General features: G+C 70.1%; 15 protein-coding genes and 1 pseudogene. 7 read left to right on the top strand and 9 right to left on the bottom strand.

All coding sequences use genetic code 11. The features are described 5' to 3' along the window. The 6 genes and pseudogenes from ACFYZA_RS34095 to ACFYZA_RS34070 all read left to right on the top strand — a co-directional run. A pseudogene (locus ACFYZA_RS34095) lies at positions 1-368 on the top strand (RNA helicase); the annotation flags it as partial. 319 nt (positions 369-687) lie between these two features. Next, on the top strand, positions 688-777 hold the full coding sequence (kdpF, locus tag ACFYZA_RS34090) for a K(+)-transporting ATPase subunit F (RefSeq protein WP_063801986.1): 90 nt from the start codon (positions 688-690) through the stop codon (positions 775-777). Between the two features lie 8 nt (positions 778-785). Continuing rightward, the gene (gene kdpA, locus ACFYZA_RS34085) at positions 786-2,450 is read left to right on the top strand and encodes a potassium-transporting ATPase subunit KdpA (protein ID WP_388494464.1); all 1,665 of its coding nucleotides are present in this window, start codon (positions 786-788) and stop codon (positions 2,448-2,450) included. After that, positions 2,447-4,615, top strand: a complete 2,169-nt coding sequence (kdpB, locus tag ACFYZA_RS34080; RefSeq protein ID WP_388494463.1) for a potassium-transporting ATPase subunit KdpB — start codon at positions 2,447-2,449, stop codon at positions 4,613-4,615. The genes kdpA and kdpB overlap by 4 nt, the downstream gene beginning before the upstream one ends. A 23-nt stretch (positions 4,616-4,638) precedes the next feature. Next, complete coding sequence (locus ACFYZA_RS34075) at positions 4,639-5,313, top strand: potassium-transporting ATPase subunit C (protein WP_388494462.1); 675 nt, start codon at positions 4,639-4,641, stop codon at positions 5,311-5,313. A gap of 34 nt (positions 5,314-5,347) precedes the next feature. Then, positions 5,348-6,031 (top strand): response regulator, encoded by a 684-nt coding sequence (locus ACFYZA_RS34070; protein WP_388494461.1) that lies wholly within the window; start codon positions 5,348-5,350, stop codon positions 6,029-6,031. A gap of 7 nt (positions 6,032-6,038) precedes the next feature. Here the strand turns inward: ACFYZA_RS34070 and ACFYZA_RS34065 are convergent, their stop codons facing one another. From ACFYZA_RS34065 to ACFYZA_RS34035, 7 genes are all read right to left on the bottom strand, one after another. Beyond that, entirely contained in the window at positions 6,039-6,929 is an 891-nt protein-coding gene (locus tag ACFYZA_RS34065; RefSeq protein ID WP_382590498.1) for a LysR family transcriptional regulator, read from the bottom strand. 37 nt (positions 6,930-6,966) lie between these two features. Further along, a complete protein-coding gene (locus ACFYZA_RS34060; RefSeq protein ID WP_388494460.1) occupies positions 6,967-8,184 on the bottom strand; it encodes an MFS transporter in 1,218 nt (405 codons plus the stop codon). Further along, positions 8,181-9,272: a Gfo/Idh/MocA family oxidoreductase gene (locus ACFYZA_RS34055; RefSeq protein ID WP_388494459.1), complete on the bottom strand. Its 1,092-nt coding sequence runs from the start codon at positions 9,270-9,272 to the stop codon at positions 8,181-8,183. Before ACFYZA_RS34055 ends, ACFYZA_RS34060 begins: the two co-directional genes overlap by 4 nt. Further along, entirely contained in the window at positions 9,269-9,814 is a 546-nt protein-coding gene (locus tag ACFYZA_RS34050) for a GNAT family N-acetyltransferase (protein ID WP_382590489.1), read from the bottom strand. Before ACFYZA_RS34050 ends, ACFYZA_RS34055 begins: the two co-directional genes overlap by 4 nt. Beyond that, entirely contained in the window at positions 9,814-11,031 is a 1,218-nt protein-coding gene (hemA, locus tag ACFYZA_RS34045) for a 5-aminolevulinate synthase (RefSeq protein ID WP_388494458.1), read from the bottom strand. Before hemA ends, ACFYZA_RS34050 begins: the two co-directional genes overlap by 1 nt. Positions 11,032-11,391: 360 nt before the next feature. Beyond that, entirely contained in the window at positions 11,392-12,279 is an 888-nt protein-coding gene (locus ACFYZA_RS34040) for a uracil-DNA glycosylase (RefSeq protein ID WP_388494457.1), read from the bottom strand. 74 nt (positions 12,280-12,353) lie between these two features. Beyond that, complete coding sequence (locus ACFYZA_RS34035; protein ID WP_388494456.1) at positions 12,354-13,532, bottom strand: magnesium and cobalt transport protein CorA; 1,179 nt, start codon at positions 13,530-13,532, stop codon at positions 12,354-12,356. 301 nt (positions 13,533-13,833) lie between these two features. Here ACFYZA_RS34035 and ACFYZA_RS34030 point away from each other — a divergent pair, with 301 nt between their 5' ends. Beyond that, on the top strand, positions 13,834-14,985 hold the full coding sequence (locus ACFYZA_RS34030; RefSeq protein ID WP_388494455.1) for a winged helix DNA-binding domain-containing protein: 1,152 nt from the start codon (positions 13,834-13,836) through the stop codon (positions 14,983-14,985). 62 nt (positions 14,986-15,047) lie between these two features. On the opposite strand, the gene ACFYZA_RS34025 is transcribed toward ACFYZA_RS34030, so the two are convergent. Both ACFYZA_RS34025 and ACFYZA_RS34020 read right to left on the bottom strand, forming a co-directional pair. After that, positions 15,048-15,416, bottom strand: a complete 369-nt coding sequence (locus tag ACFYZA_RS34025) for an SAV_915 family protein (RefSeq protein WP_382590474.1) — start codon at positions 15,414-15,416, stop codon at positions 15,048-15,050. Positions 15,417-15,749: 333 nt separating this feature from the next. Further along, on the bottom strand, positions 15,750-16,409 hold the full coding sequence (locus tag ACFYZA_RS34020; RefSeq protein ID WP_388494454.1) for a LysE family translocator: 660 nt from the start codon (positions 16,407-16,409) through the stop codon (positions 15,750-15,752). Positions 16,410-16,458: the final 49 nt, after the last annotated feature.

Raw genomic sequence — 16,458 nt, 5'->3', positions numbered from 1 at the left:
TCCACCGTGGCGGCCGCACCGCCCGCGCCGGCGAGTCCGGCAGCGTCGTCACCCTCGTCACGCCCAACCAGCGCCGCGAGATGAGCCGCCTGATGATGGCCGCCGGGATCACCCCGACCATCACCCAAGTCCGTTCCGGCGAGGCGGAGTTGAGCCGCATCACCGGCGCCAAGGCGCCCTCCGGCATCCCCGTCGGCCCCGCCGCGGCCTCGGCCGAGCGCCCCAAGCAGCGCGGCCAGGCCCCCTTCCGCGGTCGCGGCACCGCCCGTGGCCAGTCCGCCGGCCGCACCGGGAACTCGCGCCGTGCCGGTGAGTCCCGCGAGCTGTCCGAGGCCCGCAAGGCGGCCCGGGTCCGCCGCGCCGCCTGATCGACCCCGGGGCGACCGGCACCGCCGGCCGCCCCGGGCCCGTATGACCAAGGGGGTCGCGCCCCCCCGCCTCACCCGCCCCTGCCCCGTCCGTGTCGTTGCCGGAGGCCAGGGGCGTATGGGACCCGTCAAGGAGTCGCGGCGGGCCGTAAGAGGGACGTCAACGGAGGCCGAACGCGCCTGATGAGGAGGTTTCCTCAGGGTGTCCGTTCATTTCGAGCCTCTCTGAGGAGTCCACGATGGCCGATCTGGCCTTCGTCGCCACCACACTCGCGGTCTTCGCGCTGGTGGCGCTCATTGCCAAGGGGGTGGCAAAGCTGTGACTGCCGAGAACATCGTCGGCCTGATCGTGGCCGTCGCCCTGCTGGGTTATCTCGTCCTCGCCCTTGTGTACCCGGAGAGGTTCTGAGTCCCGCCATGTCTCCTGTTGTTGCCGGCGTGCTCCAATTCCTGGCTCTGGCCGTGGCGTTGGGCCTGGCGTACCGTCCCCTCGGCGATTACATGGCCCGGGTCTACTCCTCCGACAGGCATCTGCGCGTCGAGAAGTGGATCTACAAGGCCATCGGCGCCAACCCGTCCACCGAGATGCGCTGGCCCGCCTATCTGCGCGGCGTCCTCGCCTTCTCCCTGGTGAGCGTCCTCTTCCTGTATCTGATGCAGCGCCTGCAGGGCTCGCTGCCCGGCTCGCTCGGCTTCGTCTCGATCCCGGCGGACCAGGCCTTCAACACGGCCGCCTCCTTCGTGGCCAACACCAACTGGCAGTCGTACTCGGGCGAGCAGGCCATGGGCCACGTCGTGCAGACGGGCGGCCTCGCGGTGCAGAACTTCGTGTCGGCGGCCGTCGGCATCGCCGTCGCCGTCGCGCTGGTACGCGGCTTCGCCCGCTCCCGTACCGGTGAACTGGGCAACTTCTGGGCCGACTTGGTGCGCGGCACCGTCCGTATCCTGCTGCCGATCTCGGTGATCGGCGCGGTCGTCCTGGTCGCCTGCGGCGCCATCCAGAACTTCTCGGGGATCCACGAGGTCGGGCAGTTCATGGGCGGCTCCCAGCAGTGGAACGGGGGAGCGGTCGCCTCGCAGGAGGCGATCAAGGAGCTGGGCACCAACGGCGGCGGCTACTTCAACGCCAACTCCGCCCACCCCTTCGAGAACCCCAACGGCTTCACCAACCTCTTCGAGATCTTCCTGATCCTGGTGATCCCGTTCGCGCTGACCCGCACGTTCGGCAGGATGGTCGGCTCCCTCAAGCAGGGCTACGCCATCCTCGCCACGATGGTGACGATCTGGTTCGGGTTCACCGCGCTGATGATGTGGACCGAGTTCCACCACGGCGGCCCCGCGTTCGACCTCGCGGGCGGCGCCATGGAGGGCAAGGAGAACCGGTTCGGAATCGGCGGGTCCTCCATCTTCGCGGTCGCCACCACCCTCACCTCGACCGGCGCGGTGGACGCCTTCCACTCCTCGCTGACCGGCTTCGGCGGCGGCATCACCATGCTGGGGATGCAGCTCGGCGAGATCGCCCCCGGCGGCACCGGCTCCGGGCTCTACGGCATGCTGATCATGGCGGTCATCGCGGTGTTCATCGCGGGCCTGATGGTGGGGCGCACCCCCGAGTACCTCGGCAAGAAGATCGGCACCCGCGAGATCAAGTTCGCCGCCTGCTACATCCTCGTCACCCCGGCCCTCGTCCTCATCTTCACGGCGATCGCGATGGCCATGCCGTCCACGCTGACCTCGATGACCAACTCGGGCGCGCACGGATTCTCCGAGGTCCTGTACGCCTACACCTCGGGCGCCAACAACAACGGCTCGGCCTTCGCCGGCCTCAACGCGAACACCCCGTGGTTCAACACCAGCATCGGACTCGCCATGCTGCTCGGCCGGTTCGTCCCCATGGTGTTCGTGCTCGCCCTCGCGGGCTCGCTCGCCGAGCAGACGCCGGTCCCGGAGACGGCGGGCACCCTGCGCACCAACAAGCCTTTGTTCACCGGCCTGTTGGTCGGCACCGTGATGATCGTCGCGGGTCTGACCTACTTCCCGGCACTGGCCCTCGGCCCCCTCGCGGAAGGCCTCGCGTCATGACCACCGACACGAAGAAGTCGCAGGAGCCCGGCTCCTTCGGCACGAAGAAGCACGAGGAGCCCGGCTCCATGTCCACCGCGACACCCACCCGCGCGCCCCACGACGACCTCCCCGGCGGGCACAAGCCCGGGGCCGGACGGGTCGGGGGCGGCATGTTCGACCCCAAGCAGCTGGTCAGGTCCTTCCCCGACGCGGTGAAGAAGCTCGACCCGCGCGTGATGGTCAAGTCCCCGGTCATGTTCGTGGTGGAGATCGGGTCCGTGCTCACCACGGTCCTCGCGATCAAGGACCCCGGCGACTGGTTCGGCTGGGCGATCGCCGCCTGGCTGTGGCTGACCACGATCTTCGCCAACCTGGCGGAAGCCGTCGCGGAGGGCCGGGGCAAGGCGCAGGCGGACACCCTGCGCAAGGCCAAGACGGACACCATCGCCCGTCGCCTGAACGGGAGTTCGCAAGAGCAGGTCCCCGGTACCGAGCTCAGGATCGGCGACCTGGTGGTCTGCGAGGCCGGTGACGTCATCCCCGGCGACGGTGATGTGGTCGAGGGGGTCGCCTCCGTCGACGAGTCGGCGATCACCGGCGAATCGGCCCCGGTCATCCGGGAGTCGGGCGGTGACCGCAGCGCGGTGACCGGCGGCACGAAGGTGCTCTCGGACCGCGTCGTCATCAAGATCACGACCAAGCCGGGCGAGACGTTCATCGACCGGATGATCAACCTGGTCGAGGGGGCGGCGCGGCAGAAGACGCCGAACGAGATCGCGCTCAACATCCTGCTCGCGTCCCTCACGATCGTCTTCCTGCTCGCGGTCGTCACCCTCCAGCCCTTCGCGATGTACGCGAAGGCCGAGCAGTCCATGATCGTGCTGGCCGCACTCCTCGTCTGTCTGATCCCGACCACCATCGGCGCGCTGCTGTCCGCGATCGGCATCGCCGGCATGGACCGCCTGGTGCAGCGCAACGTACTGGCCATGTCCGGCAGGGCGGTCGAAGCGGCCGGAGACGTGTCGACGCTGCTCCTGGACAAGACCGGCACCATCACCCTGGGCAACCGCCAGGCGTCCGAGTTCGTGCCGGTCGGCGGCACCACCGAGGCCGAGGTCGCGGACGCGGCCCAGCTCTCCTCGCTCTCCGACGAGACGCCCGAGGGCCGCTCGATCGTGGTGCTCGCGAAGGAGAAGTACGGCCTGCGCGAACGTCACCAGGGCGAGCTGACCGGCGCGGAGTGGGTGGCCTTCACCGCCCAGACCCGTATGTCGGGCGTGGACGTGGACGGACGCAAGGTGCGCAAGGGCGCGGCCGGTTCGGTGGTCGCATGGGTCAAGGAGCAGGGCGGCAGTGTCGCGGAAGACGCCCAGGCACTCACCGACCGGATTTCCCAGGCTGGTGGCACGCCGCTGCTTGTGGCTGTGGAAGACGCGGACGGCGCACGTGTCCTGGGTGTCATCCACCTCAAGGACGTCGTCAAGGAGGGCATGAGGGAGCGGTTCGACGAGCTGCGCCGCATGGGCATCAAGACGGTCATGATCACGGGTGACAACCCGCTGACCGCGAAGGCGATCGCCGAGGAGGCGGGCGTGGACGACTTCCTCGCGGAGGCCACCCCCGAGGACAAGATGGCGCTCATCAAGCGGGAGCAGGCCGGCGGCAAGCTGGTCGCGATGACCGGCGACGGCACCAACGACGCCCCGGCGCTGGCGCAGGCGGACGTGGGTGTGGCGATGAACACCGGTACGTCGGCCGCGAAGGAGGCCGGCAACATGGTCGACCTCGACTCCAACCCGACCAAGCTCATCGAGATCGTCGAGATCGGCAAGCAACTCCTCATCACCCGTGGGGCGTTGACGACCTTCTCGATCGCCAACGACGTGGCGAAGTACTTCGCGATCATCCCGGCGATGTTCGCGGTGGTCTACCCGGGCCTCGACAAGCTCAACATCATGAGCCTGCACAGCCCCGAGTCCGCGATCCTCGCCGCGGTGATCTTCAACGCGCTGATCATCATCGCCCTCGTACCGCTGGCCCTCAAGGGCGTGCGCTACAAGCCGACCAGCGCCGACAGGATGCTCCGGCGCAACCTCGGGATCTACGGGCTCGGCGGCCTGATCGCCCCGTTCATCGGCATCAAGATCATCGACCTGCTCATCTCCCTCATCCCCGGGCTGTAACCCCTCGAAAGCGTGCTGAGACCATGAACAACTCTGTTGGAAACACGGCCCGGTTGCTCGGCGCCGGCCTGCGCGCCCTGCTCGTCCTGACGGTCGTCTGCGGAGTGATCTACCCCCTGGTCGTCACCGGCGTCGCGCAGCTGGCGTTCAGCGGCAAGGCGAACGGCTCCGAGCTCAAGTCCGGTGGCCAGGTGGTCGGTTCCGCGCTCATAGGGCAGCGGTACGACCTCCCGAAGAAGGACCCGGACAACTCCGACGAGGCCGCGCTGCCGGACCTGAAGTGGTTCCAGCCGCGCCCCTCCAACGGGCTCGGCACCAACAGCGTCAATACCCGGTACAGCCTGCTGGTGTCGGGCGCGACCAACCTCTCCGGCGACAACGACAAGCTGATCCAGCAGGTCAAGGACGCCAAGGAAGCGGTCGTCAAGGACAACTCCGTCCCCGGCTACCGGGTGGACCCGGCCGATGTGCCCGCCGACGCGGTCACCTCCTCCGGCTCGGGACTCGACCCGCAGATCTCCCCGGCGTACGCGAGGATCCAGGTCCACCGGGTCGCCGAGAGGAACCACCTGGGCGTCGCGCAGGTCGAGAAGCTCGTCGCCGACAACACCGACGGCCGCGTCCTCGGCTTCATGGGCGAGCCCGGCGTCAACGTCCTCAAGCTCAACATCGCACTGAGGGAACTCATCCAGAAGTGAGCCACTTACGCGTCGTGGAAAGGGCGGCACGCCGATGACCCGGGTGCTGGTGGTGGAGGACGAACCGCAGCTCGTACGGGCGCTGGAGATCAACCTCAAGGCGCGCAAGTACGAGGTCGACTCGGCGCGGGACGGCGCCACCGCCCTCCAACTCGCCGCCGCACAGCCCCCGGACGCGGTCCTGCTCGACCTCGGGCTGCCCGACATGGACGGCATCGAGGTGATGAGACGGCTGCGGACCTGCTGCCGCGCGCCGATCCTGGTGGTCTCCGCGCGCACCACGTCCGACGAGAAGGTCCAGGCGCTCGACTCGGGCGCGGACGACTACATCACCAAGCCGTTCAGCATGGACGAACTGCTGGCCCGCCTCAGGGTGGCGACCCGCAGGGTGGGACCGGCGGCGAAGAGCGCCGACGGGGCAGTCGTCACCACGCGGACGTTCACCCTCGACCTCCTCGCGAAGAAGGCGAGGCGCGACGGCCACGACGTGCGGCTCACCCCGACGGAGTGGCACCTCCTGGAAGTCCTGATCCGCAACCGGGGCACGCTCGTCACCCAGCGCCGCCTCCTCCAGGAGGTGTGGGGCCCCACGTACCGCACCCAGAGCAACTACCTCCGCGTGTACATGGCCCAGCTGCGCCGCAAACTCGAATCCGACCCCTCGCATCCGCGCTATCTGATCACGGCGCCGGGGATGGGGTACCGGTTCGAGGCGTGAGCGGCCCTCACCCCTTGGCCGCCGCCGACCCGGCCGTCTCGTACGGCCGCTCTTCGGCCCGGCTCTGCCGCAGCGCCTGGCCGAAGGTGGCGGCGTAGGGGTGGGGGTTGCTGCGGGGGTAGGCGTAGGTCAGGACCGCGGGCGGGGCGCCGGTGAGCGGCAGGTACAGGATGTCCGGATCCGGATGCTGCGCCGCCACCGACACCGGGAGCACCCCGACACCACGCCGGCCGGCGACCGCGTGCAGGTACTCCTCGATGTTGGAGGTCTCCGCGCCGATCTCCGGGGTGGCGTCGGCCGGCCAGTCCTGCGCGCTGAGCGTGCCGCTCACGGTGTTGACGATGAGGCAGCGGCGCCCGAGGTCGCGCCAGGTGACGCGCTCGCGGACGGCCAGCGTGGAGGTCCGGGCGATCGCCGCGATGTGCGGCTCCCGCAGGATCTCGGTGGTGACCAGGCGCGGATCGCTGACGGTGCCCCACAGCAGGGCCGCGTCGACGGCGCCCTCGCGCAGCCCGGCGGTGCGGTCGTCCCGGCGTACGGTCTGCACGAGGACGAGATGGCGTTCCTCCAGCGTGGCCTGTGCCTGGCGGCCGCGCTGGAGGGGGTAGCCCCAGGCGTAGCCGAGCCGCAGCGAGGGCCGCGGCTCGGGTGGCTGGAGCGCCGACTCCAGCTGGGGCAGCAGGACTTGGAGATCGGCCCGCAGCCGGTGCCCCTCGGCGGTGAGGCGGGGGTGACGGGTGCTGCGGTCCACCAGGGCCCGGCCCAGCACCCCCTCCAGCCGCTGGATGTGCCGACTGAGCGTGGGCTGGGAGATACCGAGCCGGTCGGCGGCCCAGGTGAAGTGCTGTTCCTCGGCCAGAGTGAGGAAGCATTGCAAGTGACGCAGCCCGATATCCATGGGGTCAATATTAGCCAACTACGACCATTTGCCCAGGTCAGGGTGTTGTGGCCGCGTTCGCCGCGCGCCGGGTGGCGCCTCGTACGACGGTCAGGTGCAGGATCAGGGCGACCACGGTGAGCGCACCCGTGTAGTACGGCAGCGCGCCCGGCGCCGCGCCGAGGCTCAGCACGAGGCCGCCGAGCGCGGACCCGATGCCGCTGCCGAGATAGACCGCGGAACTGTTCAACGACACGGCCACGGTGGCCTGTTGGGGCTGGGCCGCGATGAGCTGGTGCTGCTGCGGCACCTGTACGGCCCACCCGGCCGCACCCCAGATGACGAGGGGAACGACGGCCAGGACCGCGGCGGCGTGAGCGGCGGCGGGCAGGGCGAACTGGGCGGCCACGATGAGGACCAGGATCCAGGTGACCGCGGCGAACGGGCGCCGGGTCCGGTCCACGACACGGCCGATGAGGAGGCTGCCGATGATGCCTCCCGCACCCCAGGCCCACATCGCCCAGACCGTCTGGTGGGTGTGCGCGGCGTCGAGGAGGAACTCCGCGAGGTAGGTGTAGAGGCCCAGGCTGGCGATGCCGCCGAGCAGCGAGACGGAGACGATGCCGGCGACCCGGCCGCTGGCGAGGGCGCGCACCCTCTGCCCCAGCGGCGGCGGCGGGCTGACCTCGATCTTCGGCAGCCGCACGATGCCGATCAGGGCGACCACGCCGAGCGCGGTGATCAGCCACAGCGTGCCGCGCCACCCGATGTGCGAGGCGAGGAGCATGCCGACCGGGACGCCGATCACGGTGCCGATGCTCAGCCCGCCCATGACGGTGGCGAGAGCGCGACCACGCCGTTCCGGAGTGGTGAGGCCGGCCGCCGTGGCGGCGGCTATGGGCGAGTACACCCCCGCCCCGACCCCCGCGACCGCGCGGGCGATCAGGAGGACCGGCAGCGTCGGGGCGAGAGCGGTCAGGGCGTTGCCGAGGGTGAAGACCACCAGCGCCACGCCGAGCACCACCTTCGCCGACCGCTTGGCCAGGAGGGTGGCGAACACCGGTCCGCCCAGCGCGTAGCAGAGCGTGAACACGGTGACCATCTGCCCGGCCGACGACGCCGAGACGTCCAGGTCCCGCGACACATGGGGCAGCAGGCCGGCCATGACGTAGGCGTCCACACCCAGCGCGAAGGTGCCCAGCGCGAGCAGCGGGATGAACCTGCCGCGGCCGTCCCGCGCCCGAGCGGTGCCGGACGCCGTCTGTGTGGCGCTCATCCGAGGCGCTCCAAGTCGGTTTCGGTGCTGATCTGCCGGCCGTCGGGGAAGTAGCCGACCGGTCCCGTCAACTCGGCTGTCTTCTCGATCTCGTTGAGGAGCCGCTGGAGCCGTACGGACTCCTCGATGCCGGCGAACGGCACCACGGGCTGCTGCCGGTCGTGGGCGAAGCGCACGGCGTCCGCGACGACGCGGCGCAGCCCGACGATGGTGTCGAACCCCTCGGGGACGGGGTCGTGGCGGGTGTCGACCTCGCAGAGCGTCTCCTCCCGGCCGTCGACGACCCGCCAGATCCTCAACTGGTCGGCGTCCCAGGTGGGGTTGGAGTACTCGGCGGCGGCGTAGACCAGACCGCCCTCGTGGTCCCGGAAGGTGCAGTCGATCGTGCGCTGGCGGGTGACGTTGACGAAGCTGCTGTAGCAGCTCACCACGGCGTCGCCCAGCTGGGCCGTCAGGGCCACGCTGTCGAGGACGTCGGGACCGGAGACGGAGTAGTCGGAGCAGACGCCGACGGCGTTGCGCAACTGGAGCTGGGCGCCGTCGAGGGCGAGACGCTGAACCAGGTCCAGGGAATGGATCACTTCGCTCGTGACCCCCACCGTGGGCCGGTGGTCGTTGATGCGGTTCTTGCCCCAAGTGGCATGCGCGCGAACGAGGTTGAGCCGGTGGCGGTGTACGTAGTCATGGAGGGCCGTGCTCGCCTCCGAGTACCGTCCCACCAGGTCCACGCTGAACCCGGAGACCTCGCTCAGCGCCGATGCCACGGCGTCCAGGTCGTCGTGCACGGAGGTGAGCGGCTTCTCGGCCAGGACGAAGCCCCGGTAGCCCGCCAGGCGCGTCAGGATCTCCGCGTGCGCCGAGTCGGTCACCGCGACGATGACGAGATCGGGCGAGAAGGCGTCGAGGGCGCCCTCGACCGTGGCGAAGTACGGCACGTCCTCGATGGTGCGGTGCCGGGCGTGGTACGCGATCTCGATGTCGACGCCGAGTTCGAGCGGGCCGGAGAGGCTGCGCAGCGCGCTCAGGAACCGCGTACCGGCGTAGCCCATGCCGGTGATCAGTACTTTGACGGTGTCCACAGGGGTCATGCCTTCCTGTTCGGGGTGACCGGTTGGTGGTAGAGGCCTTCGCCGGTGGGCAGCCAGCCCGCCCGGCGGTGGAAGTCCACGGCCCCGCTGGCGCTCTGCATCACGGCGACGTCCGCACCGCGCGTCAGCGCGCAGTCGAAGAGGTGGTCGATCACCGCGGTGCCGAGGCCGTGGCCCCGGTCCCGGGGATCGGTGACGAGGGACTGCATCCAGGCCACCCGGCCGCTGGGGTAGGCGGGCGAAGGGGGACGCCGGTCGATGACGGCGATGGCGCAGGCGCGGAGCCGGCCGGGGCCGGGAGCCACCGCGACACATACGTCGGGGTCGTGGGGCAGCGTCCGGGCCAGCCAGGCCCGGTAGCCGGCCCGCCAGGCGGCGCGCGCCTCGGGGGTCGCCGCGGTGTAGGGGAGCGCGGCCGCGCCGGCTCCGCCGTCCGCGCTGCTCGCGTGGTCCTCGCCGTCCAGCAAGTAGGCGCGCAGCCGCACGAGTTCGTCGATGTCGGACAGCTCCGCGTGGCGGACCGGAGCCATGGTCTCGGTCATCACACGCTCCTCCCGCCCACACCGAAGTGGGTGAAGACCTCGTCCAGGGCGCGGACCAGGTGGGCGATGTCGTCGTCGGAGTGGTTCGGCGTGACGTTGACGCGGAACCGCTCGGTGCCGGCCGGAACCGTGGGCGAGTTGATCGGCTGCAGGTAGATGCCGTGCACTTCGAGGAGCCGCGCGGCCGACTGCTTGCACAGCTCGGAGTTCCCGATCAGAACCGGCAGGACGTGTGTGGTGCTCTGCGGCATCACCTGGATCCCCGCCTGCGCCAAGGCGGCGCGCAGGAGCTCGGTCTTGCACCGCAGCGCCTCCCGCTCGGCGGTGGAGGTCTTCAGGTGCTCCACGCTGGCGTGGCAGGCCGCCACGACCGCGGGCGGGAGCGAGGTGGTGAAGATGAAGCCCGAGGCGAAGCTGCGAATGGTGTCGACCAGGGTGGCCGAACCGGTGATGTATCCGCCGATGACGCCGATCCCCTTGGCCATCGTGCCCTGGATGATGTCGACGAGGTGATCGACGTTCAGCTCGGCGGCGATCCCCGCGCCACGGGGCCCGTACATTCCGATGGCGTGTACTTCGTCCAGGTAGGTGAGCGCGTTGTACTCGTGCGCGACCTTGACGATCCGCTCGATCGGGGCGATGTCCCCGTCCATGGAGTAGACGGACTCGAAGACGATGATTTTCGGGCGGTCCAGCGGCTGCCCGGCGAGTATTTCCTCCAGGTGGTCCACATCGTTGTGGCGGAACACCTGACGCTCGGCCTTCGTGCTGCAGATTCCGTTGATGATCGAGGCGTGGTTCAACTCGTCGGAAAGCACGAGGGGATCGGGCAGCAGACGCAGCAGGCACTGGAGCGTCGCGTCGTTGGAGCTGTACCCCGTGGGGAATACGAGCGCGGCTTCTTTTCCGTGCCATTCGGCGAGCGAAGCCTCAAGGGCCGCGTAATGGGAGTGTGTTCCGCCGATATTGCGCGAACCGCCGGATCCGGCCCCGTACTCGTCGATCGCCCGGTGCATGGCCTCGACGACCTTGGGGTGCTGCGACATTCCCAGATAGTCGTTGCTGCACCACACGGTCACCTGCTGCTCGTCCCCGGCGGGTGAGCGGTATGTCGCGCTCGGGTAGGCGTTGGCCCGACGATTGATCTCCACGAACGATCTGTACTGACCGTCGCGTCTCAGCTTTTCAATTTTTTCCGACAGAAATTGCTCGTACATTGCCATCCCCCTGTAGCCAGCGTGCGCCGTTGGTCGCACGCAATCTGTAAACGAGGGAATTACATACAGCGGCCTCCCTCCCCGCAAACCGGTCGCCTGCATCTTTGATGCATCATCCGTATGGCCGCAGGTCAGGGGAGTTGACGGCCGTCCTTGAGATGCCAGTCACACCGTCGAGGATGAATTCTTTGTTACGGCGCGGGGGGCGCGGGGATGGGCGGTGCTGAGTTATTGCCGTGCGTCAACTCGACGCATGCGCAGGGGAGTTCACCAGGAATAAGAGAGCGCCCGGCCTGCCGATCGGTCCGGCGCCCGAACGCCCTCACGGCCGGAGCCGAGGTGAACTCGGCCCGAGATCCCTCACGTTCGGGGCGAGCCGCCCAAATGTGCCAGATCCGCTGCCTGTTGGAGCAGCTCGATGAGCATGGGGGAGGTCAGGCGTCCCGTGAACGTGTTGCGCTGGCTGGGGTGGTAGCAGCCGATCACATGGAGTTCGTCGTCCGTGGCCCGGCCGCGGTCCTGGCTGCGCCGCGTTTCGGGGTCGTCCGTGGCCCGGCCGCCGTCCTGGTTCCGCCGAGCCTCGGCCGGCCCTGCGTCATGCGGCTCTGCGCGTCGCAGCGTCACGACGTTGCCGTGCGCGAACCGGGGCCGGGGGCGCGGCAGTTGCCAGCCGGCGTCGGCGAGGACGGGCAGCAGCGTCTGCCAGCCGAAGGCCCCGAGTACGACGATCACGCGAGGGTTCAGCAGCGTGATCTCGGCCGCCAGCCACGGGCGGCACGTGTCCCGCTCCGCAGGCGTCGGCTTGTTCTCGGGAGGGGCGCAGTGGACGGGGGAGGTCACCCGCACCCCGTACAGCTCGAGGCCGTCGTCGGCCGAGGTGGCCGTGGGCTGAGAGGCGAGGCCCACGGCGTGCAGGGCCGCGAAGAGGAAATCGCCCGACGCGTCGCCGGTGAACATACGGCCCGTTCGGTTGCCGCCGTGCGCGGCCGGGGCGAGCCCGACCACCGCCAGCGGGGCGTCGTGCGGCCCGAACCCCGGCACCGGCCTGCCCCAGTACTCCCAGCCCTGGAAGGCCGCGCGTTTCGTCACGGCGACCTCCTCGCGCCAGGCGACCAGCCGAGGACAGGCCCGGCACCCGGTCAACCGACGGTCCAGCGCACCGAGCCCACCGCAGCGCGCCGCGTGGAACGCGGGGAAACCCCGGTCCTCGGCGGAGGCCCGGGGATCTCCGGTGCCGGTCTCGTTCATGGGGGGCACGGTACCGGTGCGGTCGCGGCCGGGGGCCGGTGCGTGGGGAGGGGGCAAAGGGTCAGGGTGTCCGCCTACAGCCAGTCGCGCTTCTTGAAGATGAAGTACAGGCTGACGCACACCACAGCCATCAGCAGGATCGCGAACGGATACCCGAGGCCCCAGCCCAGCTCGGGCATGTTCTCGAAGTTCATGCCGTAGATCGTGCCGACCAGCGTCGGGGCGAAGAGGATGGCGGCCCACGAGGAGATCTTCTTGATCTCCTCGTTCTGTTCGAAGCCCGCCTCCGCCAACGCCCGCATTTCCGCGTTCTGTTGCTGGGTCACCAGGGTCGCGTTGACCGTGAGGATGTCGGTCAGGGCCTGGCGGAAGCCGTCGACTCGTTCGCTGATGTGCGTGACGTGGTCCGCCACGTCGCGGAGGTAGCGCTGGAGTTCCTCTTCCGTGCCGTACTTCGCGAAGCCCGCCATCAAGGCGTGCAGCATGCCCACCAGGGGGCGGGTGGCGCGTTGGAACTCGACCATTTCCCGGGAGAGTTCGTAGATGCGGCGCGAGACCTCCGGGTCGCCTCGGAAGACCTCCGTCTCGATCTCGTCGATGTCGTTCTGCACGCCCGCCACGACCGGGGCGTACCCGTCCACCACCGCGTCCAGAATGGCGTAGAGGACCGCTTCCGGGCCCAGGGCCAGGAGGTCGGGGTCGTCTTCCATGCGGCGGCGGACCGCCGAGAGGTCGGGGGCCGCGCCGTGCCGGACGGTGATGACGAAGTCCCGGCCGACGAAGACATGGAGCTCGCCGAAGTCCACCTCTTCCGGAGCGTCGAGGTAGCGGGCCGCGCGCAGCACGACGAAGAGGGTGTCGCCGTAGCGTTCCAGCTTCGGGCGCTGATGGGCTTCGAGGGCGTCCTCCACCGCCAGCTCATGGAGGTCGAACTCGGCTGCCAGGGAGAGGAGTTCGGCCTCCGAGGGGCGTTGCAGGCCGATCCATGCCATGCCCTCGGGCGTCTCGCGCAGCCGGCGGAACGTCTCGGCGAGGGTGTCGTGGGAGGCGATGTGGCGGCCGTCGCGGTACAGGGCCGACTGCACGATGCTGCCGCCCTTCGCGTTCCTCTCCGGTACGCGACCGGTCGCCGGCGCCACGCTGCCCTCCGGGGGCGGTGCGGGCTCGGGGGAGGCCGGGGCGTCGGCGCTGGGCTGTCTGCGCCACGCGTGTTTCTTCGGCGGCCGCGCGGGGCGGTCCCTTCCGTCGGGCACGTTCTCACCTCCCGCTCTGCAACCAGCCCGGAGGCTGGCGAACCTCGGTCCGTATCCCCGGGGAACAGCCTCGGAATACCTTCGGAATGCCTTTGGAATGCCTTTGGAATGCTCTCGGAGCAGGATATACGGCTCAAAATGCACCGGCCCGGGGTGGCGCTCCCTCCATGTGTCTCTCCATGCGCCCCCTCGTCCTTCTCCGGTGCGGCCCAGGGCGGCTTCCTGAGGCTTCGTGCGTCTTTCCGTCCGCTTCCCGCCGAAGCGGACAGGATCTGGCCGCAAGGATCGCTACCGTGCCCGCATGGCCTCCCATACCGGCACCGGTACCGGCACTCGCACCGCGTCCCCGCCCCCGCTCTCGCGCCGCGCGCTCAACCGTGCCACCCTCCACCGTCAGCTCCTGCTGCGACGCAGCGACGCGCTCTCGGTCAAGGACGCCGTCGGCCATCTCCTCGGACTCCAGGCGCAGAACGTGAAGCCGCCCTACTTCGCCCTGTGGTCTCGGCTCGCCGGGTTCCGGCCGGAAGCGCTCTCCGAGCTGATGGAGGCGCGCGAAGTGGTGCGGATCGTCACCCTGCGGTCCACCATCCACACCCACACCGCTGACGACGCGCTCACCCTGCGCCCGCTGGTACAGGCCGCCCGGGACCGCGAGCTGAACGCGTTCCGCAAGGGACTGGCGGGGGTGGACACGGAGCGGCTCGGCGCGAGCGCACGGACGCTGGTCGAGGAGCGGCCGCACACCATGAAGGAGCTGCGCGAGGCGCTCCTGAAGGAGTGGCCGGACGCCGATCCGTTCGCGCTCTCCGTCGCAGCCCGCTGCGTGCTGCCCCTGGTCCAGGTCACTCCGCGCGGAGTGTGGGGGCGCAGCGGGCAGGTCGCGCTCACCACCGTCGAGCACTGGCTCGGCCGGGCTCCCGTTCCCGTGCCGCGACCCGACGAGACGGTGCTGCGCTACCTCGGCGCCTTCGGCCCCGCCTCGGTCAAGGACATGCAGACCTGGGCCGGGCTCACCCGGCTCGGGGCCGTCTTCGAGCGGCTGCGGCCCCGGCTCGCGGCGTTCCGGGACGAGAACGGCGTGGAACTCTTCGACCTGCCGGACGCCGCCCGGCCGGACGAGGACACCCCGGCGCCGCCTCGCTTCCTGCCCGAGTTCGACAACCTGCTGCTCTCGCACGCCGACCGCACCCGTGTCGTTCCCGCCGAGTACAAGGGGCGCGGCTGGACCGGCAACCAGGCCCACCGCACCCTTCTCGTCGACGGTTTCCTCGCCGGGCTCTGGCGGATCGAGGAGCGGAAGGGCGGCACCGCGCTGCTCACCGTGCAGGCGTTCGGCACGCTCGGGAAGCGGTCGCGGGACGAGGTGGCCGAGGAAGGGGTGCGGCTGCTCGCCGACATGACCTCGGCCGCCTCGTACGACGTACGGTTCGGGGAGTTCGTGCGCCAGGGTTGAGGTCGGGTCGTCGGTCCTTCAGCGCTCTCGCGGCCCTCAACCCCTCGGCACGTGCGTCCGAGCTAGTGGGTCAGCGCGTGGTCGTGGCTCAGTGCGTGGTCCCGGCGGGCGCACAGCGGTGGGGTCTGGCCGTGGCGCCTGCGCGGGGCCGGCGGGGCGAGCAGGGGGTCGACCGTCACCCGGTCGACGCCGAGCGGGGCCGAAAGCGCTCTCAGGGCGGGCTCGGCGAGCCGGATCCACCGCTGGTCGCGGCCAAGGACGGCTTGCAGCCGGTCCGGGCTGGTGAATCCGACGGCGGTGCGGGTGCCGAACTCGTCGCGCAGGAAACGCAGTTGGTGTCCTCCGGCAGAGCCGAGCCGAACCGGCACGTAGAGCGGCCCTGCCGGGCGGCGTTCGTCGGGGTCGGCGTCCTCGATGGTGAGGCTGTCCATGGTGTCCTCCGGTGCGGAAGTGCGGATGCCGTAAGCGTCATGCGCCCGTACGCCCGAAGTTATGCCCCCGGCACCGTGCCGGTCTCCCGCCATGACGTGGCATTGACCCCAGTGCCGCCGATTTTGACGCGCTCCTGTCGCAGGTCGGCCCGGACGGGTCGGCCGAGCGGGTGGCGCCGGCCCGGCCCGGCGATTTCATCCCACCGGGTGGCGGCCCGCAGAGCCCGGGCGGCCCAGGCCGGCGGCCTGGGGTCCACGGCACTGAGTACGGCTACTGCGTACGGCTACGGCTACGGCGTATGGCTACTGCGTACGGCCACTGCGTGCGGCCGCTCAGTCCGCCCGGCCCGTCGCCGCGACCGTCACGCCGAGCCCGATCATCGCGAATCCCCCCGCCCCACCGATCAACGAAAGGCGCCGTTCGGAGCGGGCGAACCAGCCCCGGGCGGCCGCCGCGCCGAGGCCCCACAGGGTGTCGGTGATCAGGCCGATGGTGATGGGGATCAGGCCGAGCAGCAGCATCTGGGAGGGCAGGTGCCCGGCCGTGTGGTCCACGAACTGCGGCAGCACCGCAGCGAAGAACACGATTCCCTTCGGGTTCGTGACGCCCACCAGGACGCCGTCCGCGACGGTCCGCAGATCGCCGTGGGCCGGCCGGACCACGGCCGCGACCTCGCCGATGGCCGCCACCCCGAGCCGCATGTCCTTGCGGTGCCGGTACGCCTGCACCCCGAGCAGGACGAGATAGGCGGCGCCCGCCAGCTTGACCGCCATGAACACCGACGCCGAACGCTCCACCAGCGCGCCGATGCCCAGCGCCACCGCGCACACCAGGACATACGAGCCGAGGACGTTGCCGAGGACCGTGGCGAGTGCGGTGCGCCGGCCGTGCGCGAGGGCGCGGCCGATCACGAACAGCACGCTGGGGCCCGGGATCACGATCACCAGGAGGGACATCGCGGCGAAGGCGAGGAAGCGATCGGTCGACACCATGGCCGTCATTCAACAGCACCCGTGTGCGGTGCGCCCAGGTCATGAACCG

This window comes from Streptomyces sp. NPDC001828 (assembly GCF_042892175.1).
Lineage (GTDB): Bacteria > Actinomycetota > Actinomycetes > Streptomycetales > Streptomycetaceae > Streptomyces.
Note: the sequence above shows the minus strand (reverse complement) of the source record. Positions and strands in the feature narration are given on the sequence as shown.